Consider the following 21,164-nt stretch of genomic DNA (forward strand, 5'->3'; position numbering starts at 1 on the left):
CCCGTAGGGAAGTGCAATCCGCGACAGCGCAACATAGCTGCTTCATCTTGGTGAAAATACCTGAATCGACCGGATTTCACAGGCCAGAATGCAAACAAGCTGGCGATTGCCTGCCAACTTGCGTCTGTCACGTCCCCGCCGGGATATGAATGTACTGCCCGCGGTTTGCCGCGCCCAAAGCGCAGGGGTAAACCCAATCGCGTCCGCCACAGAGCCTTTACGACTTGCTGGGTTTGGATGCATGGTAGAAGCGGACCAGATGCCGACACCCGACCGAACCGCCTGATCGGCGCAAGGCCGACAAAGGAAGAATGATGTGACCAACACCACCGCGCTGAACCTTGCCCCCGCCAACCCGCTTGACGATGACATCGAAGCCTATTTCGCCAAATGTGTCGAAAAGCTGGGGCTGATTCCGAATGTGCTGCAAGCCTATGCTTTCGATCAGACCAAACTGCGCGCCTTCATGGACATGTATAATGACCTGATGCTGGCCCCTTCCGGGTTGAGCAAGACCGAGCGGGAAATGATCGCGGTCGCGGTTTCCGCTGAAAATCGCTGCGTCTACTGCCTGACCGCGCATGGCGCAGCGCTGCGGCAACTCTCAGGTGATCCGGCGCTGGCAGAGGTGATCGCGCAGAACTGGCGCGCCGCACCTTTGGAACCGAAGCAGAAGGCGATGCTGCGCTTTGCGGTAAAATTGACCAGAACGCCGCAAGACATCGAGGAGCCTGATCGTGAAACCCTGCGCTCGGCAGGATTTTCCAACCGCGATATCTGGGATATCGCGGCGGTCACCTCATTCTTCAATATGTCGAACCGCCTCGCCAGCGCGACCGAGATGAAGCCCAACCCGGAATATCACAACGCCGCGCGATGATTTCGGCGTCGGGCCTGCTTCAGCGCACCCTGCAGCCGTGACACATGCTTGTGTCACGCGGTCAGATACATCGCATGGGCGCGCCGGAACGACAGCAGTTTTTTCTGGCTTTCATCCCACAAATGCAGCCGTGCGCAGGAAATGCTCTGACCAATCGTCATGCGCTGCGATTCCGCAAGGATCGGATGATCGCGGATCACCTCGGTCAACCGATAGAAAGGAATGCGACTGTACAGGTGATGGACATGGTGAATGCCGATATTGGCGGACAGCCACTGCAAGGGGCGCGGCAGTACATAATGCGAAGACCCTTCGAGGGCGGCTTCGTGCAACTGCCAATCCTCGGCCTTGCGCCAATGTGTATCCTCGAATTGATGCTGCACATAGAACAGCCAGACGCCGGTTGATGCCGCAACAATCCACGACGGCAAGACGACCAGAAACAACGGTGCCCAGCCGCCGAAATAGACCAACGCCACCATTCCGACCAGCAGGGTGAGATTGGTTCCCATGCACGACAGCCAGAACGACGCCCCGGATTTCATCAAGCCATATGGGATGCGGTTCTGGATCAGGAAAATATAGGCCGGGCCGATCACGAACAGGGTCAGCGGGCTGCGATAAATCCGGTACATGAAACGGCCAAAGCGGGAGCGCGCCAGATATTCTTCCACCGTCAACGTCGTCACATCACCGATCCCGCGCAAATCGAGGTTGCCCGAGGCGGAATGATGGATCGCATGTTGTCGGCGCCAGACATGGTAAGGCGTCAGAGTCAGCACACCAAGACTGCGCCCGATCCAATCGCTCAATGGCCGGTTGGTGAAAAACGACGCATGGCCACAATCATGCTGAATGCAGAACAGGCGCACCAGAAACAGCCCGTTTATCGCACCCAGAACAAGCGCCGCAATCGCGCTATATTGCAAAACCCAGATCGCCACCGTCCAGATCAACAGGAACGGACCGAGAGTCACCGCCAGTTCAAACACACTGCGCGCCGGGTTCGGATCTCGATATTTGGCCAGGATTTGCAACCATTCGCGCGCTGAGCGGGGTATCTCCGGCACAGCAGCATGCGCCGCAGCGCGCAGGTTCTGAACGTTCATTTGCTGGTGTCTTCCCTGTTGATATGGCCGGTTTTGACAAGAGCAGCCTGGCCAAAGCTACCCTATTCCGACTTAGCGATAAGTTAAACTGACCGCGCTTGCAACGAATTCGAAGGGGGGATGCCTATCTGTCGCAGATGTGTTGCCCAGCGCCAATACCTCAAGGCACTGTTACCCCGTAGAAAAACCGCCAGAGGCACCCCTCGGCGGTTCTTCGGATTATTGCCTGCAACCCTGCGTCAGGTGTGGCGTTCAGCCCTGACGGGCCTTGAAACGCCGTTGTGTCTTGTTGATCACATAGACACGGCCTTTGCGGCGCACGACCTGGCAGTCGCGGTGACGCAACTTCAGCGAGCGGAGCGAGTTTTTGACCTTCATGGGCCTTCTCCTTTTCGCGGCGCGCGTGCGCCGATTGAATTTCTTGTACCCACTTAATGTGGGAACGGTGAACCTGCAACCAGATTGGCGGCAAGAATGGTGGGCGGTACTGGGATCGAACCAGTGGCCACTACGATGTCAACGTAGTGCTCTACCGCTGAGCTAACCGCCCACTTGGCCGCTGCAACCCCGCCGTGACCCGTCTTTGACCCAAGTACCAAAGAAAAGGACGCGGGCGGAACCGCGTCGGTTGGCAGGGCTATAAAAGGAGTCGCGCCGGTGTTCAAGAGGTTTTGTAATTGGGGATTTGGCAAATCGGATTGCGCGGTATATCTCTGGACACCAAGGAGGCCGCAATTTGTCACACCCCTACGATCTGGCGCTGCCACCAGAGCAAACAGCCCCGCTGGTGTTTTCGTCCCCTCACAGCGGGCGCGACTATCTGGCGACGTTTCAACGTGAGAGCCGGTTGGACCCCTTGGTTTTGCGTTCATCCGAGGATGCCTATGTTGACCAGCTCTTTGCCGACGCGCCGCTTTTCGGCGCCCCGTTGCTGACCGCGCGCGCCCCGCGTGCCTATCTCGACCTCAACCGCTGTGATGATGAATTGGACCCGGCCTTGATCGAAGGCGCGTCCCATGGCTCCCACAACCCGCGCATCACCTCAGGTTTGGGGGTGATTCCGCGCGTCGTTTCCGGCGGGCGGGCCATTTATGCCGGGCGCATCAGCCGCGCCGATGCAGACGCAAGACTGGCGACATATTGGCACCCCTATCACCAAAAACTGCACCATTTGCTTGCAGACACCCATCGGCAGTTCGGGGAGGCCATCCTGATCGACTGCCATTCCATGCCGCATGAGGCGATCAGTTCACATTCCCGCCTTGGCCCCCTGCGACCGGAGGTGGTGTTGGGCGATCGGTTCGGCACCACGGCCTCCAACAAGGTCGTCGCGCGGATCGAGGCTGCGTTTCAAGAGGCCGGGCTGCGTGTTGCCCGCAATGCGCCCTTTGCCGGCGCATATATCGCGCAGGCTTATGGCCGCCCATCACGGGGCCAGCATGTGGTGCAAGTCGAGATTGATCGCGCGCTGTATCTGGACGAGGCAAAAGTACAACCCCGCGCCGATTTCGCCGCGTTTCAGGCGCTGATATCAGGCGTGATTGCACGGATTACGGGTGGTGCCGAAGATGTCGCTTTGGCGGCGGAGTAATCAGACGGTTCCATCTCCCCCGCTGGAAACGCAAGCCGCACAGCAGAGCCACTACATGTTTCATTATTGAAGGGGAAGTATATTGGTCTCTCATCCGGGTCCGGCCACAAGAATAGCAACCATCAGCGATCTTCGAAACTTTGGCGAATCGGCCTTGGCTGACTTTCAGCGTCTCGGCATCCGCACTGTCGCCCAGCTTTCGGAACAAAATGCCGACGATCTTTATATTCAATTGTGTCAGATAACCGGATGCCACCAAGACCCATGCGTGCATGACGTTTTCTCAGCAACTATCCATCGAGCTCAGACTGGCGAACCACTGAATTGGTGGGCCTTCACCAAAATACGGAAAGAACGTCAGTTGAATGGAGGCTTTCCGCAAATCGGGTAATTGCGCACGGGAAAGCGCCGTCTTGCATTGATACCCAACGAAAACGGCCCCGTCAGAGAATCGGGGCCGTTCCGCCGTTTGATCATCGCTCAGTGAACCACAGCTTCCGCCGGTTTTCCGCGTTGTGAAGCACTGATGCGATCCCCGATCAGCAAGCCATCGACACCCGCCGACACCTTGATCGTGCTGCCGTCCAACACATCCCCCGCCAAGATCATCTCGGCCAGCGGGTCTTGAAGGCTGCGTTGGATCACGCGCTTCAAGGGGCGCGCACCGAACACCGGGTCATACCCCTCATCGGCCAACCAATCGCGCGCGTCCTGATCAAGATCGAGCGTGATCTTGCGGCTTGCCAGACGGTTTTCCAACCGCTTGAGCTGGATCGTCACAATCCCCGCCATATCACTCCGCGCCAGACGGTCAAAGATGATCGTCTCATCCAGCCGGTTCAGGAATTCAGGGCGGAAATGTGCCCGCACCGCGTCCATCACCTGCGCCCGTGCCGGGGCCGGGTCTGCGCCATCGGGAAGCTGGCTAAGGGCCACCGCGCCAAGGTTCGAGGTCAGGATGATCAGCGTTTGCTTGAAATCCACGGTGCGGCCCTGACCATCGGTCAACATCCCGTCATCCAGCACTTGCAACAGAACGTTGAACACATCTGGGTGCGCTTTTTCCACCTCATCAAACAGCACCACCTGATAGGGGCGGCGGCGCACGGCTTCCGTCAAAGCCCCGCCTTCGTCATAGCCGACATAGCCTGGGGGTGCGCCGATCAAGCGGCTGACCGCATGTTTCTCCATGTATTCTGACATATCAATCCGAACCATCGCCTGATCATCGTCAAACAGGTATTCCGCCACAGCCTTGGTCAGTTCGGTTTTACCAACGCCCGTTGGCCCAAGAAACAAAAACGACCCAAGCGGACGGTTCTCATCGTTCAATCCCGCCCGCGCACGGCGCACCGCATTTGCGACCGCTTTCAGCGCAGGGTGCTGGCCAATCACCCGCTTGCCGAGTTCTTCTTCCATCTTCAGCAGCTTTTCGCGCTCACCCTCCAGCATCTTGGTGGTGGGAATCCCGGTCCAGCGTTCCACCACTTCGGCGATCTGTTCAGGGCGCACGGCTTCCGACACCAAAGCATCGGATTCCAGACCTTCTTGCTCGGCGAGTTGCTTTTCCAATTGCGGGATGATGCCGTAGGAAAGCTCCCCCGCCTTGCCCAGATTGCCTTCACGCTTGGCGCTATCCAGATCGGCCCGCGCGCGGTCGAGTTTTTCCTTCAACTCACGCCCCATTTCCAAGGCGTCACGTTCTGACTGCCACTTGGCGGTCAGGCTGTCGGATTGCTCCATCAGGTCGGCCAGTTCCTTTTCCAGCTTTTCCAGACGGTCTTTCGACGCGGCGTCATCCTCTTTTTTCAACGCTTCCGCTTCGATCTGGAGTTGCAGGATTTGGCGGTCGAGTTGGTCCAACTCCTCCGGCTTGCTGTCCACTTCCATCCGCAAACGGCTGGCGGCTTCGTCCACAAGGTCAATCGCCTTATCCGGCAAGAAACGGTCGGTGATATAGCGATGCGAAAGCGTTGCCGCAGCGACCAAGGCGCTATCAGAAATCCGCACGCCATGGTGCATTTCATACTTGTCCTTGATCCCGCGCAGGATGGAGATGGTGTCTTCCACCGTCGGTTCTTCCACCATCACGGGCTGGAAACGCCGCGCAAGGGCTGCGTCCTTTTCCACGTATTTGCGGTATTCGTCCAAGGTGGTTGCACCAACGCAATGCAACTCACCCCGCGCCAACGCCGGTTTGATCAGGTTTGCAGCGTCCATCGCACCGTCAGCCTTGCCTGCGCCGACCAATGTGTGCATTTCATCAATGAACAGGATGATTTCACCCGCTGCGGCCTCGATTTCCTTGAGGATTGATTTCAGGCGCTCCTCAAATTCGCCGCGATATTTCGCTCCTGCAATCAACGCGCCCATATCCAGCGCCATCAACTTCTTGTTGCGCAAGGATTCCGGCACATCGCCGTCAATGATGCGCAGGGCAAGACCTTCGGCAATCGCGGTTTTACCCACGCCCGGCTCGCCGATCAGCACCGGGTTGTTCTTGGTGCGGCGCGACAGCACCTGCATGGTGCGGCGGATTTCTTCATCCCGACCGATGATCGGGTCAATCTTGCCCTGCTCGGCGGCCTCGGTCAGATCGCGCGCGTATTTCTTCAACGCCTCATAACCGTCCTCGGCGCTCGCGGTATCAGCCGTGCGGCCTTTGCGAATGTCATTGATTGCAGCGTTGAGGTTTTGCGCAGTCACATCGCCCGCTTTCAAAGCGTCCTTGGCGTTGGTATTGCTCATGCACAGCGCCACCAGGATCCGTTCCACCGGAACAAAACTGTCGCCGGCTTTGGTCGCGACTTTTTCGGCCTCATCCAGCACCCGCACCGTGGCCGGGTCCATATAGGGTTGTGCATCGCCCGAAACCTTGGCGATCTTGCCAAGCGTGAGATCGACGGCCTCCGTGACGCGAACCGGGTCACCGCCAGCGCGACGAATCAGGTTGGAAGCCATCCCCTGATCATCGTCCATCAAGGCTTTCAGCAGATGCTCAGGCGCAAGCCTTTGATGGCTTTCTCGCATCGCAATAGTTTGCGCAGCTTGCAGGAAGCCGCGAGACCGTTCCGTGAACTTCTCCATGTTCATCGGTATTCTCCTTTTACAAAAGCGCCCAACCACAGGAATGCCCGATCACGGCACATCCCTTTTGGGCCTCACCGTCAATTTGGGTGCACAAACCCAACGATTCAAGCATCTGTGAATAGGAGACCCCTAAAAATCAGGGAACCAAATGTTCATCTATTGGTTGTTCTGTTGTGAGGCAGGTGCCGTTTGCGCCCCAATCTGTAAAGGATCATATCTCATGGCCATCACCGCAACCCGGATAGCCTTTGTCATCTATGACGCCGCGCGCCGCCATTTTGAAGCCGCGGTTGATTTCTTCACTCCCGGAATTCCAATCCCGCTGCGCGTAGGCGTTACCCTTCCCGCAGCTGAAAGTATCTCGCATCAGCATCTGGTGCGCGGGCTCGTGCGTGCGGCAGAACATCAGATCACACGGTAGGAGGTATGACATGCGTATCCTTGAAGCCCATGTGGAACATGCCCGCTATGCCCGCGATTTCGGTCAGGTAGAGGTGCTGGTCGCTTTTCTGGTGAAGGAGGAGGGTCGGCCTGTCCCTCGCCAGATCCGCATCCGGACCGCGGAGCCTGCACAGGGTTCGACCCCTTTGCGCCAACGGCTGATCGCCAGCGCCAAGGGTTTGCTGATCGCGCGGCACACGGGCCATTTGATCGACATGCCCCACGCTGCCTGAGTTGGCGCCTCTGAAGGTCCGCAAAAGCGCCCACTCTCGGCGTAGCTACGCTACTCCGCTCTTTTTTTCGGTGTCAGCAATTTGATAGGCCGGATAGCCTCTGCCGCTTTGAACAAGCTAAAGGTTTGGTTGACGTAGTTCACGGCTCCCGAGATTTGTTCCAGATAGGCTTCCAGCGCCTCGGTCCGTTCCGCTTCCACCAGTTGCACCGGGCGGTCAGGGCCGGAGGCTTCGAACTGCACATAGAACAGCGGCTCCCCGCGTTTCAGGATCAGGTCTTTTTTCGGATCATGCCATTCAAACGCCCACATCAAAGGGCGCGGCCACAGGTTCACCGGGAAGCGGCCGCCGAAAATCGTGCCGGGAAGCGGGTCGGGGCGATAATGGGCGAAGGCGCTGATTTGCGTCAGATACACGGTTTCATCCGCGATGAAGCAATAGGGCAGCATCAACTGGATCGTCGGGCGGTCCGGAAAGCGCCATTCCGACTCATTCACCAAGACCAGAATTTCCGAGATTTTGTTGGCACGAATGGGGGAAGCAACGCCGGCGCGGTTGATCAGAACCGCCTTGCCCTTATCATCCCTGCCAAAGCCGATATGCAGATCAAACGGGCATTTCACCATGAAATAGCGGCTTTCCATCTGGATCACCGCCGGGCATCGGCTCGCAGATTTCGCATGGGTCTTGCTGGTTTGCCGCGAAACCACCCGTTCGGGCGGGTCGTAAAGCACCGCCCCTTTGTCCTTGGTCAAAAACCAACCAACGGTGACCGGGCCAGAACCGGGGCCGTCCTCCGGGCGCTCAAACTCCAGATTGATCCGCATCGACTGCCTCTTTTTCTTCCGATTGTTTTGCGGCAGAGCAAACCGCCTGCCGCTGCGCAAGTCAATGCGGCTTGATGCCTGCGCTTGACAGCGGTTGAACAAAAGCCCATGACCCAACCGTTTGCGCAAAAAAAGGGGACTGGAATGGCTGATGACCGATTGATCGTGGCATTAGACGTGCCGAATGTCGTGCACGGGATGGAGCTTGCACAGCGCATTGGCGACGCGGTGTCGTTTTACAAGATCGGGTTGGGGATGCTGACGGGCGGCGGCTTGGCGCTGGCGAACGAATTGAAGCAGGAGCATGGCAAACGCATCTTTCTGGACATGAAGTTTTTTGACATTGGCGCCACCGTGGAGGCCGCCGTGCGCGGCATTGCGCAGTTCGACCTCGATTTCCTGACGGTCCACGGTGACCCGCAAGTGGTGCGCGCTGCCAAGGAAGGGGCGGCGGGGACGAACCTGAAAATCCTTGGCGTCACCATCCTGACCTCGCTGGACCGCGCCGACCTTGACGCCAACCTGATCAAGCCGGGTGCTCTGGCAGAGATCACGCTCGAACGCGCGCAGAACGCGCTCGAGGCCGGGGCCGATGGCGTCATTGCCAGCCCGCATGAAGCGGCGATGATCCGCGCGCTACCCATCGCCAAAGGGCGGCTGATCGTGACCCCCGGCGTGCGCCCGACCGGGGCCGACTGGGGCGACCAGAAACGGGTAGCGACCCCGGCACAGGCAATTGCGGACGGTGCCGACCATATCGTCGTCGGGCGCCCGATCTGGCAACATGCCGACCCGCACCTTGCCGCAAACGCAGTGCTGGCAGAATTGCCGCCCCGGTGAAACGGACCCAAAAGCGCGAGACCGGCACAGGAATCGCCAGAACGCGGCAAAACGCCGACAATTTCCTGCAACTCTGCTGAAAAACCCGTGGCTCTGCCGCTTGCAGGGTCAGGAACCCCTCCTTATATACGCCCTGTAGCCGGAAAGGGCGGCCGTGCCCTGCGGCCATCAACTGGGATCGGGGACAGGGGCCATAATGGGCCTGCCCCCATAACATCGCCGAATAAGGAAGAGGTATTAACACATGGCCAAAGTCATCGGGATCGACCTCGGGACCACGAACTCCTGCGTCGCCATCATGGACGGATCGCAGCCCCGAGTCATTGAGAATTCGGAAGGCGCGCGCACGACGCCTTCCATTGTGGGCTTCACTGAAAGTGAACGCCTTGTGGGGCAGCCGGCCAAGCGTCAGGCTGTGACAAACCCATCCAACACTGTTTTCGCCGTAAAGCGTCTGATCGGGCGTCCACTCAACGACGAACACCTTGCCAAGGACAAAAAGAACCTACCCTATCACCTTGTCGACGGCGGCAATGGCGACGCCTGGGTGGAGGTGCGCGATGAAAAATATTCGCCTTCGCAAATCTCTGCCTTCATCTTGGGCAAGATGAAGGAAACCGCAGAGTCGTATCTTGGCGAAGAAGTCACGCAGGCCGTTATCACGGTTCCAGCGTATTTCAACGACGCCCAGCGTCAGGCGACCAAGGATGCGGGCAAGATCGCCGGTCTGGAAGTGCTGCGCATCATCAACGAGCCGACTGCGGCTGCGCTGGCGTACGGTCTGGACAAGAAAGAAGCGAAAACCATCGCGGTTTATGACCTTGGCGGTGGCACATTCGACATCACCATTCTGGAGATTGACGACGGTTTGTTCGAAGTGAAATCGACCAACGGTGACACCTTCCTTGGCGGTGAAGATTTCGACATGCGGATCGTGAATTACCTCGCGGATGAGTTCAAGAAAGAGCATGCGGTCGATCTGACCAAAGACAAGATGGCGTTGCAGCGTCTGAAGGAAGCAGCTGAAAAAGCCAAGATTGAGCTTTCGTCCAGCCAACAGACCGAGATCAACCAGCCGTTCATCTCGATGGGATCCAACGGGCAGCCGCTGCACATGGTCATGAAACTGACCCGCGCCAAGCTGGAAAGCCTTGTGCTCGATCTGGTGAAAGCCTCGATCAAGCCATGCCAGGCCGCGCTGAAAGATGCGGGCCTGTCCACCGGCGATATTGATGAGGTGGTTCTGGTCGGTGGTATGACCCGGATGCCGCGCGTGATCGAAGAAGTGACCAAATTCTTCGGCAAGGAACCACATAAGGGTGTGAACCCGGATGAGGTTGTGGCCCTTGGTGCCGCGATTCAGGCCGGCGTTTTGCAAGGCGACGTGAAAGACGTTGTTCTGCTGGACGTGACCCCGCTGTCCTTGGGCATTGAAACCCTTGGTGGCGTGTTCACCCGTCTGATCGACCGCAACACCACGATCCCGACCAAGAAAAGCCAGGTGTTCTCCACCGCCGAAGACAACCAGAACGCCGTGACGATCCGCGTGTTCCAGGGTGAGCGTGAAATGGCTGCGGATAACAAGATCCTTGGCCAGTTCAACCTGGAGGATATTCCGCCCTCGCCGCGCGGCATGCCGCAAATCGAAGTGACCTTTGATATTGACGCCAACGGTATCGTTTCCGTCGGTGCCAAGGACAAGGGCACCGGCAAGGCGCAGAACATAACCATCCAGGCATCGGGCGGCTTGTCTGATGAAGACATCGAAAAGATGGTTAAAGATGCCGAAGCCAACGCCGAGTCCGATAAGGAACGTCGCGAATTGGTGGAAACCCGCAACCAGGCCGAAAGCCTGATGCATTCCACCAAGAAGTCACTGGAAGAGCATGGCGACAAGGTGGATCCGTCCACGGTCGAGGCGATCGAATTTGCAATGCAGCCGCTGGAAGAAGCCTTGAAGGGTGAAGATACCAGCAAGATCAAGGGTGCGATGCAAAACCTGACCGAAGCCGCGATGAAGCTGGGTGAGGCGATCTACAAGGCCAGCCAGGAAGCGGCGGAAGGCGGGGCCGGCGAAGATGAGGCCCGCCCGGTTGACGATGATATCGTCGACGCTGATTTTGAGGATCTTGGCGAAAAGAAGCGGAAGTAAAACCGCTGGATCGGAAGAGGGGCGGCCCAGACGACAGGGCCGCCTTCTGCCGTTCTAAGGATTAGAGGTTTGCCATGGCAAAACGCGACTATTACGAGGTGCTCGGGGCGTCACGCGGCGCGGCGGCGGACGAGCTGAAGAAAGCCTACCGCACCAAAGCAAAAGAGTTGCACCCCGACCGGAATTCCGACAACCCGAAAGCCGAAGAACAGTTCAAAGAAGTGAATGAGGCTTACGAGGTCCTGAAGGATGCCGACAAGAAGGCGGCATATGACCGTTATGGTCACGCCGCCTTTGAAGGTGGCATGGGCGGTGGCCCGCGCGGTGGACGGCCGGGTGCTGCGGGGCAAGGTGACTTTGCGTCCGCCTTCTCGGATGTGTTCGAGGATCTGTTCGGCGATTTCATGGGCGGACAGCGCGGCGGAGGCGGTCGATCACGCGCCCAGCGCGGATCGGATTTGCGTTATAATCTGCGGGTGACGCTGGAGGACGCTTTTTCCGGCATCCAGAAAACCATCAATGTGCCGACATCGGTGGCCTGTGAAGCCTGCCGTGGCTCCGGTGCCGAAGGCGGCGCGGAACCCGTGACCTGCCCGACATGCTCCGGCATGGGCAAGGTGCGGGCACAACAGGGATTTTTTACGGTGGAGCGCACATGCCCCACCTGCAACGGTATCGGGCAAACCATCAAGAACCCCTGCAAAACCTGCCATGGTGCCGGTCGGGTGGAACAGGATCGGTCCTTGTCGGTCAATATTCCGGCGGGGGTAGAAACCGGGACGCGCATTCGTCTGGCAGGCGAAGGCGAGGCCGGTCTGCGGGGTGGCCCGGCGGGGGATCTCTATATCTTCATCGAAGTGCGGGACCATGCGATTTTCCAGCGCGACGGCGCGCATCTGTTCTGCCGGGTGCCGGTAACGATGGCGACCGCAGCCTTGGGTGGAGAAGTGGAAGTGCCGACAATTGATGGCGGCAAAAGCCGAGTGAAGGTGCCCGGCGGCAGTCAGACCGGCAAGCAGATGCGCCTGCGCTCCAAAGGCATGCCAGCGCTGCGCGGCGGCGGTATTGGCGATATGCTGATTGAGCTTGCGGTGGAGACGCCGGTCAACCTGACGGGTCGGCAGAAGGAATTGCTGCGCGAATTCGAAAAACTGTCGGAAGACAACAATCCTGAAGGGCGCACGTTCTTTTCCAAAGTCAAAACCTTTTGGGAAGGGATGAAAGGTTAAGGGTGAGCCAAAGGCGGGGGCATCGAACCCCCGCCTTTGGCGTTGCCACGGCCCTTCGCGCATCCGGCGAGTATCTGGCACGGGGCGGATGCCTGCGGCGCAGGTATTTTTTCCAAGATGAAGCTGCGGTCGGGTCCGATTAACCTTTCGTTTACCAACGCGTGGCAGGGTTTTTGACATGAACCAACGTCGCGCCTTTCACGAAGCCCCTCTGCCGCTGTTTGCGGAGGATGAGGCTTTACCCATCGCCGTGGGCAAGTTGCCTTCCTACATCGCGGATCACCGGAAGCGGTTGCGGACACGTTTCATGGAGGGAGGGGCCGCAGCGATGCCGGATTATGAGTTGTTGGAACTGGTTCTGTTCCGCGCCATTCCACGGCAAGATGTGAAGCCTTTGGCGCGGCGTTTGCTAGACACGTTTGGCGATTTCAATCGTGTAGTCACCGCCCCCGCTGCGCGCTTGGTCGCTGTGCAGGGTGTCGGTGACGCTGTGGTGCAGGAATTGAAGATCGTCGAGGCCAGCGCCCAGAGAATGATGCGGGCGCGGGTCATGAACAAGGCGGTTCTGTCATCCTGGGATGCGCTTTTGGACTATTGCCATACCGCCATGGCACATCGCGAGACGGAGCAGTTTCGCATTCTGTTTCTGGACCGCAAGAATGTGCTGATCGCGGATGAAGAGCAGGCACACGGTACAGTTGATCATGTCCAGGTTTACACGCGCGAGGTCGTAAAGCGGGCTTTGGAATTGAACGCCAGCGCCTTGATTCTGGTACATAATCACCCGTCTGGTGATCCTACGCCATCAGATGCGGATATCTCGATGACGGCCCAGATTCAGGATGCGGCGCAGGTGCTGGGCATTTCACTGCACGATCATCTGATCATAGGTAAGGAACGGGAACTGAGTTTTCGCAGTGCGGGCTATTTGTGAGCGAGGTGTCGACGACCTGTTACGGGATTGCGTTACCGATCGGATGGACCCAGAGTTCCACCCGGCGGTTGATCTGTCTGCCGGTGGCCGTGGTATCGCACGCCATCGGCAAAGCCTCACCAAAGGCTTCGATTCGAGGCAATTGATCATCGCGCAAGTCTGGCGCAATGACGCGCAGGGCTGAGCGGACCGCTTCGGCCCGCGTGCGCGACAGATCGAGATTGACCGCAGCCGTGCCGGTGCCATCAGAGAAGCCGGCGAGCGCCAGGGATTCGCCGCGAAAATTGCCAGCGGCGATCTGGCGGGCCAAATCCGCCAGATTCTCACGCGAATGGGCGTCAAGCTGTGCTGAGCCGTCCTGAAAGCGGAAAGTAAGCGACAGGCGTTGACCACCCGTCATCGCGGTGGCGAGGCGCTGCAACTCTGCCAGCGGCACCTCCGTTCCCGCGTTGCGAATAGCACCAAGAAGGCGTTGCCCATCCTCCGTCAACGGTGCGCGACCGAGGCGGCGGTCAACGAAGCCTGCCGCAGCAACATCCGCTTGCGCCGCATCGGTGGCGAGATATTCTAGGAACTCGCGCAGCAGGAGCGGTTGGCGATAGCGTCCGTAGGCAAGAAACAGCGGCACGGTGAGAGGGTAATCTTCGGCTTTGACATTCAGGTCAGTCGCCAGCATCGGGAAATCGCAGGCATCGGTCAATGGCAAGGCGCGGGCGGCACCTTTGTCCGACTGGCCGATCAGCGCCAGCGCCCACGGATCGTGTGCCACCGCTGCGGCAAGGCTTTCCGCGTCAGCATGGCGCGGGCCAGACGCCAATTGCCCGACCCGCGCGGAAATCGCGGCAGCGAAATCGGCATCGGGTGTGAGTGCGTGAACAACAATCGGCATGTCCGGCCCGCCAAGTTCCTGCCAATTCGTGATCTTCCCTGTTAGCGCCGCCGACAGGTCGCTGCTGCGAATGGCCGGAAACAGGTTGTTCTGCGCCACAATCGGGATGAGCGGTTCCAACCCGACGGCGCGATCATGCGCGGATTTTGTGCTTTGGAAAAGCAATGCCAGGCTGGCCTTGCGGCCCAGAACCTCAGCGCGGGAGGCATCGGGAGGCATCGCGACAAAACTGATGCGGGCAAGCGGTTGCGCGGTCAGCGGGTCAGTGATCTCTGACGTGTCAGAGCCCGTTTCCCCAGCGATGTAAGTCAGTCCACGCGCGGCAGCAAAACCGGCAAACAGGCGCGGGAGCAGGCGCGCGCCCGCCTCCGCCGCACCCACGACGCGGATCACCGTCAAAGGCGCTGTGAGTTCCGGGCAAGCCGGGCCGTCGCAAATCACCCCTTCGGATGCCACGGTGAGCCCGCCATAAACCGTATCAACGCGGTAAAATTCGCCATCATAGCTGACCAATTGCCCCGACAGCGCCAACCCGCCGTCACGCGCGGTCAAGGTGATATCCTGTGCCATCGTCGCGAACGCGAACACCAGCGTCGCGATGATCCCAACACCGCCAGTCAACAACCGCATAGAGACCTGCCCGTAAATCAAAAGACCCTTGCATCTGACCCGTTTCGACAGGTCAAATGCAAGGCGATACGTCAATTTCCGGTCGATGATCACGCAAACCGGCGGAATCCGCCCGCGTTACAGGCTCAGTTCAGGTTGGCCAGTTTCACATCGGGGAGTGGGTCGTTCAGAACCAGCACATCGCCTACGGCATCGCATGCCGGCGTTGCCATTGTCAGATCGGTCTTGGTCACTGCACCACCGTCCGAATAGAGCACCTCGCCCAGCAATTCGCGGTTGCAGGTGGCTTCGGTCACTTCGGCTTCGATGGACAGATCGACGGTTGCCATTTTGTCGACCGGGTAGGTATACACTTCGGCAAGCATCGGAAGCGGCACCGAGGCATCGCCGAGTACGCTCATGTAACCGCCTTTCATTTCAACACCCGGCAGACGCTGGCCGGGGTTGGCGGCGGTGATATTGCCCGCATCGCCAAAGCTCGCTCCACCCTCCAACGCGCTGAGTTGAAAGGCGTCCTCCGCCATCCATTGCACCGCGAAGCGCCGATATTCCGGTAGATCGGGCAGCGAAACCTTGGCCACTGCCTCCACGCTGTCACCAAACAGGACCGTCACGCGGCCTGTCGGCTCCATCCCAGGCAGGCTGGTGAACAGCGTTCCTGTGAGCGAGGTTTGCGCCGTCACCGTCAGCCCGCCATGGCGAAGAACCACACGCTCCGAGGTGCGGCAGGGTGCGATCAGGGTGATGTCGATGGTGGCTTGCGCGCTCGCGATCAAGTCAAGCGAGATCGGGCAATTCGTGCTGTCGCCGGAAAGTACGGTGTCAGGGGGTGAAATGTTCGCACCCGTCGCAGGCGTTGCATTTTCAGTCATCGTCGCGGGGGACGCTGCTTCGGGCGTCATGGCATCGGCTTGCGCCGGATTTTCAGCCGCGCCGGGTTCGGGTGTCGGGGCAAAGGCAGCTTCGGGAAGTTTGGGGGCCGGGCTTTGCGTGGGTTCGGGCATCGTAGCGTTGGGCACGCCGCCAAGCCCTGCTGCCAGTGGCTTGATCCCGGTGGGTTTCCTGTCACTGGCCTGAGCATCCCGCTGCGGCGCGTTCTTGCCAACAAGGCTGTTCTGGATCGTATAGCCAGCGCCAAGCGCCACTGAAAGAGTTGCAGCAACCATTGCCACTTTGCGCATCATGTCCATCACGGGCCTCCTTTTTTGGTCAGGTGACAGATGATGGTTAGGCACAAAAACGGGCAGCGGAATGGCCGGAATAAGGAATGTTTCCAACAATTGGCAGGGATTTTGCCAGAATGAGGCCGCAATGCCAGTGAGGGGCGCAAAACGCGCCCCCATATCGCCTCAATCGGTCAAATTGCGCGTCGAATCAGGCGAGGCGACCGTGACAATGCTTGAATTTGTTTCCAGAACCGCAAGGGCATGGGTCATTCCGGCCGGGGTCACCCCAAGTTTCCGGTTTGCTCTCATCAAATCCGTTGTCGGCGACCTCCGCTGCTTCGTCGTCGCCCTCATGGGTAGCGTGGGCAGAACCTGCTTCGGCACGTTGTTGGGCCAGATACTGTTCCATCATCGCCTTTTGTTCGGCTTCGGTCAGCGGACGCACCTGCGCAAGCCGCGTTGTCACGTCCTGCCGCAGCGAGTTCAAAAGCGATTCGAACAGCGTAAAACCTTCGGTCTTGTATTCCGACAGCGGATCGCGCTGCGCATAGCCCCGGAATCCGACGACAGAGCGCAGATGTTCCAGGGTCAGCAGATGTTCGCGCCATTTCGCGTCAATGGTCTGCAACAGCACCTGCTTTTCGATGTTGCGCATGGTGTCCGCGCCGAAGGCTTCGGTCTTTTCGGTCATCTTCACGTCCGAGGCGTCGCAAATCCGTTCGCGCATCAGTTCCTGGTCGACGCCCTCTTCCTTGGCCCATTCGATGATCGGCAGGTCCAGCCCCAGCTTTTCCATGACCGAGGCATAAAGCCCTTCGGAATTCCATTGATCAGCATAAGATTTCGGCGGCAGATAATGCTCAATCAGGTCGTCAATCACCTGATGCCGCATGTCCCGCGCGATATCCGACAGGTCTTCGGCTTCCATGATCTCCCGTCGCTGGCCAAAGATCGCCTTGCGCTGGTCGTTCATCACATCGTCGAATTTCAGCAACTGCTTGCGGATGTCGAAGTTGCGGCCCTCAACCTTGGCCTGCGCCTTTTCCAGCGATTTGTTGACCCAGGGGTGAACAATAGCCTCGCCCTGTTTCATCCCCAGTTTCGACAGCACACTATCCAACCGCTCCGAGCCGAAAATCCGCATCAAGTCATCTTCGAGCGACAGAAAGAATGATGACCGCCCCGGATCACCTTGACGACCCGAACGCCCGCGAAGCTGGTTGTCGATGCGACGGCTTTCGTGGCGTTCGGTAGCCAGAACGAACAGACCACCAGCAGCAATCACGCGTGATTTTTCCTCGGCATGCTCCGCCTCGATCTGCTTGCGCACGGCGTCCGGGTCCAGTTCAGGGTCCGCCTCCAGCGCGCCCAGCACCTTCATTTCGACGTTGCCGCCAAGCTGAATATCGGTGCCACGCCCGGCCATGTTGGTCGCAATCGTCACCGCACCAAACTTGCCCGCATCGGCAACGATCTGTGCTTCCTGTTCGTGCTGCCGCGCGTTCAGGACATTGTGCTGAACGCCCGCACCTTTAAGCAGATCCGACAGCGCCTCGGACTTTTCAATCGAAGTGGTGCCGACAAGCATCGGCTGCCCTTTCGCATGGGCCTCCTTGATACTTGTGACCACGCCTTCAAACTTTTCACGCGCGGTGCGGTACACCTGATCATGTTCATCTACGCGGGCAATCGGGCGGTTGGTCGGCACTTCGACCACACCCAGCTTGTAGATTTCCATGAATTCTTCGGCTTCAGTCGTCGCGGTGCCGGTCATCCCGGCCAGTTTGTTGTAAAGCCGGAAATAGTTCTGGAAGGTTACCGACGCGAGGGTGATGTTTTCCGGCTGGATTGCCACCGCTTCCTTGGCTTCAATCGCCTGATGCAGCCCGTCAGAAAGCCGCCGCCCGCGCATCATGCGGCCGGTGAATTCGTCGATCAGCATCACTTCACCATCGCGCACGATATACTGCTGGTCGCGGTGAAAAAGCTTGTGCGCGCGCAGGGCCTGGGTGACGTGATGAACCAGCGTCGTGCTTTCGGGGTCGTAGAGGTTCTGTTCCTCAGGCAACAGGCCCACAGCATGCAGACGGTTTTCGATGAATTCGTTGCCCTCCTCCGTGTAGGTCACGTTGCGGGTCTTTTCATCCAGCTTGAAATGCTCATCCGTGATTTCGGGGATCAGAGCGTCAACCTTGGTATAAAGCTCACTGCGGTCTTGCGACGGGCCAGAGATGATCAGCGGTGTCCGCGCCTCATCAATCAGGATCGAGTCCACCTCATCGACGATGGCATAGAAATGGTCGCGTTGCGACATATCCTCGATACTGGATTTCATGTTGTCGCGCAGGTAGTCGAACCCAAGCTCGTTGTTGGTGGCATAGGTCACGTCGGCACGATATGCCGCGCGCTTTTCGTCATCGGGCTGATAGGGGTATACAACTCCGGTCGTCAAACCCAAGGCACCGTAGACCTTGCTCATCCATTCGGCGTCACGTTTCGCCAGATAGTCGTTGACCGTCACAATATGCACGCCTTTACCCGCCAGCGCGTTCAGATAGGCCGGAAAGGTCGCCATCAAGGTTTTGCCTTCGCCGGTTTTCATTTCGGCGATGTTGCCCTGATGCAGGAAAATCCCGCCCATCAACTGCACATCAAAGGCCCGCAGCCCCAAGGCGCGGCGGGCAGCTTCACGGCAATTGGCAAACGCCTCGGGCAGCAGGTCATCAAGGCTTTCGCCCTTCTGTGCCCGCGCCGAAAGTGCCTCGGTCTTTGCCTTGATCTCATCATCCGACAGGGCAGTGAATTCCGGCTCCAGCGCGTTGATCTTTTCGACCAGCGGGCGAGTCGATTTTACCTTGCGGTCGTTTGGCGTTCCAAAGACCTTCTTCGCAAGTGTTCCGATACCCAGCATATTTTCTCCGTGGCGCGTTCCTGCCATGTCAGGGTTTCCTGACATGATCGTGCATTGAACCGGACTTGTCGGCCCTGCCTGCCTTCCATAGATAGGGCGGGCAGGCTTAGGTGGCCCTGTCTTACACGACCTTCGCGATGTAAGCGGCACTGCCGGGCAAGTCAACGTCACGCGCCGCGTGACATAACCCAAAGGACAATAAAGATGGGTAAATATGTGAAGTTCGGGGCCGCAATCGCCCTTGGTGCCACTTTGGCCGCCGCCCCCGTTGCCGCACAAGACACCACGAAAGAGGCGACAAGTGCGGAAACTCCAGCCCCGGTGGTGCCCGAAGGTGGCGCAGGTGCGGTTGTGGCGACGGTGAATGGCACCCCGATTACCTTGGGTCACATGATCGTGTTGCGTGAAAATCTGCCCGCTCAATATCAGGCGCTTCCGGATGAGGCGCTTTACAAAGGCATCCTCGACCAGCTTGTCCAGCAAGTGGTTCTGGCACAAAGCGTTGAGGGCAAGACCAGCCTGCGCGACAAACTGGCGATGGAGAATGATCAGCGCGGCTATCTTGCCGGTGTCGCCTTGCAAGCCGTTGCAACCAAGGCCGTTACCGATGAAGCGTTGCAAAAAGCCTATGACGCCAAATATGCCAAAGCACCTGAGGTCAAGGAATATCACGCAGCGCATATCCTCGTGAAAACCGAAGATGAGGCGAAGGCGTTGAAAGCCGAGATTGACGGCGGTGCGGTCTTTGCCGATGTCGCCAAGGCTAAATCCTCTGATGGTGCTGCCGCGAATGGCGGCGATCTGGGGTGGTTCTCCGATGGCATGATGGTCAAGCCGTTTCAGGATGCGGTTGTGGCGCTTGAAGTCGGCAAGGTTTCCGAACCGGTGCAAACCCAATTCGGTTGGCATCTGATCAATCTGATCGAAACCCGCGTCAAAGCCGCGCCGACACTTGATGACGTGCGCGATGAACTGGCGCAGGAAATCGAACACACCGCGGTTGAGGCGTATGTCAAAACCCTCGCCGATAGTGCAAAGATTGAAAAACCGGGTGAGGGATTCGACCCTGCATTGCTGCGTGATCAGGCCTTGCTCGACAAGTGAACTGCAACAAATGGGGGCGGAACCATGGCCAAGAAAGACTGGAAAGCAAAAGCGAAGACGCTGAAAAAGCAGATGAAGACCCTGCTCGCTGACTGGGAAACCCGTGGCACCGCCCTCGCCAATACCGTCGCCGCCGAGGCGAGCCATGCCGCATCAACGGCGGCGGCGGCGATGAAATCCATCAAGCCGGGCAAGTCCATTTCACCGCTTGCCCCGAAAGACGGCTTTCCCAAAATACCCGCGATTGCGGGCGTGGAGTTTTCCGCCGCCGCTGCCGGCGTAAAATACCAGAACCGCAAGGATGTGATGCTGGTGCGCCTCGCCCCCGGAACGGCAATTGCCGGGGTTTTCACCAAATCCAGCACCCGCGCCGCTTGCGTGCTGGATTGCCAGGCAAAACTGGCGATGAAAGTGCCCGCCGATGCCGGGGCCGCCGTTGTCGTCAACTCCGGCAATGCCAACGCCTTTACCGGCGCGCTCGGTCAGAAATCGGTCGATGCGGTCACGGGCGGCGTTGCGAAGTCACTCGGAATTCCCGCCTCCCGCGTGTTTTCCTCCTCCACCGGTGTCATCGGGGAGCCATTGCCACACGAACGCATCCTGAACGCTTTGCCCGCTTTGGTGGGTGGCTTGCAAACGGAAGCGGTCGAAATGGCCGCACAAGCCATCATGACCACCGACACCTTCGCCAAAGGTGCGACAGCCACAGTCAACGGCGACGGCGGCCCGATCCACATCGCAGGTATTGCCAAAGGCTCCGGCATGATCGCGCCGGATATGGCGACAATGCTTGTCTATATCTTCACCGACGCCAGGATAACGCCAGCAGCACTACAAAAGATGTTGGCGCGCAACGTGGACAGCACCTTCAACGCGATCACCGTTGACAGCGACACTTCCACCTCTGATGCGCTTCTGCTCTGCGCCACTGGCCAAAGCACCGCCGCTGCGATAAAAGGCCCGGTCAGCAAAGCCTTTGAGGCTGCCCTGCATGATGTCATGCTTGACCTCGCCAAACAGGTCACACGCGACGGCGAAGGGGCGACAAAACTGGTGGAGGTGCAGGTGACAGGGGCTGCCACCGAAAAGGACGCGCATCTTGCCGCCATGGCCATCGCCAACTCACCTCTGGTGAAAA

The 21,164-nt window shown here is 58.8% G+C and carries 18 protein-coding genes and 1 tRNA gene; 11 read left to right on the forward strand and 8 right to left on the reverse strand.

Annotated features, from left to right (window positions below; all coding sequences use genetic code 11):
• Positions 1 to 316 precede the first annotated feature (316 nt).
• Entirely contained in the window at positions 317 to 880 is a 564-nt protein-coding gene (locus tag L0H65_RS01875; RefSeq protein WP_301457067.1) for a peroxidase-related enzyme, read from the forward strand.
• A gap of 53 nt (positions 881 to 933) precedes the next feature.
• On the opposite strand, the gene L0H65_RS01880 is transcribed toward L0H65_RS01875, so the two are convergent.
• The 3 genes from L0H65_RS01880 to L0H65_RS01890 form a co-directional block, all read right to left on the reverse strand.
• Positions 934 to 1,989 carry a fatty acid desaturase gene (locus L0H65_RS01880; protein ID WP_301457068.1) on the reverse strand — a complete coding sequence of 352 codons (1,056 nt, stop codon included), beginning with the start codon at positions 1,987 to 1,989 and terminating at the stop codon, positions 934 to 936.
• Between the two features lie 252 nt (positions 1,990 to 2,241).
• Positions 2,242 to 2,367, reverse strand: coding sequence for a type B 50S ribosomal protein L36 (gene ykgO, locus L0H65_RS01885; RefSeq protein WP_050527975.1), 126 nt, complete (start codon positions 2,365 to 2,367; stop codon positions 2,242 to 2,244).
• A gap of 97 nt (positions 2,368 to 2,464) precedes the next feature.
• A tRNA-Val gene (locus L0H65_RS01890) sits at positions 2,465 to 2,539 on the reverse strand.
• 186 nt (positions 2,540 to 2,725) lie between these two features.
• Here L0H65_RS01890 and L0H65_RS01895 point away from each other — a divergent pair.
• Both L0H65_RS01895 and L0H65_RS19765 read left to right on the forward strand, forming a co-directional pair.
• The gene (locus L0H65_RS01895) at positions 2,726 to 3,580 is read left to right on the forward strand and encodes an N-formylglutamate amidohydrolase (RefSeq protein ID WP_301457069.1); all 855 of its coding nucleotides are present in this window, start codon (positions 2,726 to 2,728) and stop codon (positions 3,578 to 3,580) included.
• Positions 3,581 to 3,662: 82 nt separating this feature from the next.
• Positions 3,663 to 3,971 carry a helix-hairpin-helix domain-containing protein gene (locus L0H65_RS19765; protein WP_367651966.1) on the forward strand — a complete coding sequence of 103 codons (309 nt, stop codon included), beginning with the start codon at positions 3,663 to 3,665 and terminating at the stop codon, positions 3,969 to 3,971.
• Between the two features lie 89 nt (positions 3,972 to 4,060).
• Here L0H65_RS19765 and clpB read toward each other — a convergent pair whose 3' ends face one another.
• Complete coding sequence (clpB, locus tag L0H65_RS01900; protein ID WP_301457070.1) at positions 4,061 to 6,673, reverse strand: ATP-dependent chaperone ClpB; 2,613 nt, start codon at positions 6,671 to 6,673, stop codon at positions 4,061 to 4,063.
• Positions 6,674 to 6,890: 217 nt separating this feature from the next.
• Here clpB and L0H65_RS01905 point away from each other — a divergent pair, with 217 nt between their 5' ends.
• Entirely contained in the window at positions 6,891 to 7,091 is a 201-nt protein-coding gene (locus L0H65_RS01905) for a hypothetical protein (protein WP_301457071.1), read from the forward strand.
• A 10-nt stretch (positions 7,092 to 7,101) separates the two neighbouring features.
• Positions 7,102 to 7,344, forward strand: a complete 243-nt coding sequence (locus L0H65_RS01910) for a hypothetical protein (protein WP_301457072.1) — start codon at positions 7,102 to 7,104, stop codon at positions 7,342 to 7,344.
• A gap of 50 nt (positions 7,345 to 7,394) precedes the next feature.
• On the opposite strand, the gene L0H65_RS01915 is transcribed toward L0H65_RS01910, so the two are convergent.
• Positions 7,395 to 8,171: a hypothetical protein gene (locus tag L0H65_RS01915; protein WP_301457073.1), complete on the reverse strand. Its 777-nt coding sequence runs from the start codon at positions 8,169 to 8,171 to the stop codon at positions 7,395 to 7,397.
• Between the two features lie 144 nt (positions 8,172 to 8,315).
• On the opposite strand from L0H65_RS01915, the gene pyrF reads away from it, so the two are divergent.
• From pyrF to radC, 4 genes are all read left to right on the forward strand, one after another.
• The gene (gene pyrF, locus L0H65_RS01920; protein WP_301457074.1) at positions 8,316 to 9,011 is read left to right on the forward strand and encodes an orotidine-5'-phosphate decarboxylase; all 696 of its coding nucleotides are present in this window, start codon (positions 8,316 to 8,318) and stop codon (positions 9,009 to 9,011) included.
• Between the two features lie 244 nt (positions 9,012 to 9,255).
• Positions 9,256 to 11,163, forward strand: coding sequence for a molecular chaperone DnaK (dnaK, locus tag L0H65_RS01925; protein WP_301457075.1), 1,908 nt, complete (start codon positions 9,256 to 9,258; stop codon positions 11,161 to 11,163).
• A gap of 74 nt (positions 11,164 to 11,237) precedes the next feature.
• The gene (gene dnaJ, locus L0H65_RS01930) at positions 11,238 to 12,392 is read left to right on the forward strand and encodes a molecular chaperone DnaJ (protein ID WP_301457076.1); all 1,155 of its coding nucleotides are present in this window, start codon (positions 11,238 to 11,240) and stop codon (positions 12,390 to 12,392) included.
• A gap of 178 nt (positions 12,393 to 12,570) precedes the next feature.
• Positions 12,571 to 13,326 carry a DNA repair protein RadC gene (gene radC, locus L0H65_RS01935; RefSeq protein ID WP_301457077.1) on the forward strand — a complete coding sequence of 252 codons (756 nt, stop codon included), beginning with the start codon at positions 12,571 to 12,573 and terminating at the stop codon, positions 13,324 to 13,326.
• Positions 13,327 to 13,345: 19 nt separating this feature from the next.
• Here radC and L0H65_RS01940 read toward each other — a convergent pair whose 3' ends face one another.
• The 3 genes from L0H65_RS01940 to secA all read right to left on the reverse strand — a co-directional run bounded on the left by L0H65_RS01940 (position 13,346) and on the right by secA (position 18,922).
• On the reverse strand, positions 13,346 to 14,845 hold the full coding sequence (locus L0H65_RS01940; RefSeq protein WP_301457078.1) for an OmpA family protein: 1,500 nt from the start codon (positions 14,843 to 14,845) through the stop codon (positions 13,346 to 13,348).
• A gap of 125 nt (positions 14,846 to 14,970) precedes the next feature.
• On the reverse strand, positions 14,971 to 16,035 hold the full coding sequence (locus tag L0H65_RS01945; protein ID WP_301457079.1) for a hypothetical protein: 1,065 nt from the start codon (positions 16,033 to 16,035) through the stop codon (positions 14,971 to 14,973).
• A gap of 184 nt (positions 16,036 to 16,219) precedes the next feature.
• Positions 16,220 to 18,922, reverse strand: coding sequence for a preprotein translocase subunit SecA (gene secA / locus L0H65_RS01950; RefSeq protein ID WP_301457080.1), 2,703 nt, complete (start codon positions 18,920 to 18,922; stop codon positions 16,220 to 16,222).
• 204 nt (positions 18,923 to 19,126) lie between these two features.
• Between secA and L0H65_RS01955 the strand changes: the two genes are divergently transcribed.
• Both L0H65_RS01955 and argJ read left to right on the forward strand, forming a co-directional pair.
• The gene (locus L0H65_RS01955; protein ID WP_301457081.1) at positions 19,127 to 20,026 is read left to right on the forward strand and encodes a peptidylprolyl isomerase; all 900 of its coding nucleotides are present in this window, start codon (positions 19,127 to 19,129) and stop codon (positions 20,024 to 20,026) included.
• Between the two features lie 24 nt (positions 20,027 to 20,050).
• On the forward strand, positions 20,051 to 21,164 hold a 1,114-nt coding region (gene argJ / locus L0H65_RS01960; RefSeq protein WP_301457082.1), incomplete at its 3' end, for a bifunctional glutamate N-acetyltransferase/amino-acid acetyltransferase ArgJ.

Origin of the sequence: Pseudorhodobacter sp. (assembly GCF_030452865.1) — a bacterium.
In the GTDB taxonomy this organism is placed as follows: Bacteria; Pseudomonadota; Alphaproteobacteria; order Rhodobacterales; family Rhodobacteraceae; genus Pseudorhodobacter.

Excerpts from the sequence above, each read along its gene's own strand:
- L0H65_RS01955 (WP_301457081.1), top strand. The coding sequence starts at position 19,127 with ATGGGTAAATATGTGAAGTTCGGGGCCGCAATCGCCCTTGGTGCCACT.
- dnaJ (WP_301457076.1), top strand. The coding sequence starts at position 11,238 with ATGGCAAAACGCGACTATTACGAGGTGCTCGGGGCGTCACGCGGCGCG.
- L0H65_RS01910 (WP_301457072.1), top strand. The coding sequence starts at position 7,102 with ATGCGTATCCTTGAAGCCCATGTGGAACATGCCCGCTATGCCCGCGAT.
- L0H65_RS01880 (WP_301457068.1), bottom strand. The coding sequence starts at position 1,989 with ATGAACGTTCAGAACCTGCGCGCTGCGGCGCATGCTGCTGTGCCGGAG.
- secA (WP_301457080.1), bottom strand. The coding sequence starts at position 18,922 with ATGCTGGGTATCGGAACACTTGCGAAGAAGGTCTTTGGAACGCCAAAC.
- L0H65_RS01905 (WP_301457071.1), top strand. The coding sequence starts at position 6,891 with ATGGCCATCACCGCAACCCGGATAGCCTTTGTCATCTATGACGCCGCG.
- ykgO (WP_050527975.1), bottom strand. The coding sequence starts at position 2,367 with ATGAAGGTCAAAAACTCGCTCCGCTCGCTGAAGTTGCGTCACCGCGAC.
- clpB (WP_301457070.1), bottom strand. The coding sequence starts at position 6,673 with ATGAACATGGAGAAGTTCACGGAACGGTCTCGCGGCTTCCTGCAAGCT.
- L0H65_RS01940 (WP_301457078.1), bottom strand. The coding sequence starts at position 14,845 with ATGCGGTTGTTGACTGGCGGTGTTGGGATCATCGCGACGCTGGTGTTC.
- radC (WP_301457077.1), top strand. The coding sequence starts at position 12,571 with ATGAACCAACGTCGCGCCTTTCACGAAGCCCCTCTGCCGCTGTTTGCG.
- L0H65_RS01915 (WP_301457073.1), bottom strand. The coding sequence starts at position 8,171 with ATGCGGATCAATCTGGAGTTTGAGCGCCCGGAGGACGGCCCCGGTTCT.
- dnaK (WP_301457075.1), top strand. The coding sequence starts at position 9,256 with ATGGCCAAAGTCATCGGGATCGACCTCGGGACCACGAACTCCTGCGTC.
- L0H65_RS01945 (WP_301457079.1), bottom strand. The coding sequence starts at position 16,035 with ATGGACATGATGCGCAAAGTGGCAATGGTTGCTGCAACTCTTTCAGTG.
- pyrF (WP_301457074.1), top strand. The coding sequence starts at position 8,316 with ATGGCTGATGACCGATTGATCGTGGCATTAGACGTGCCGAATGTCGTG.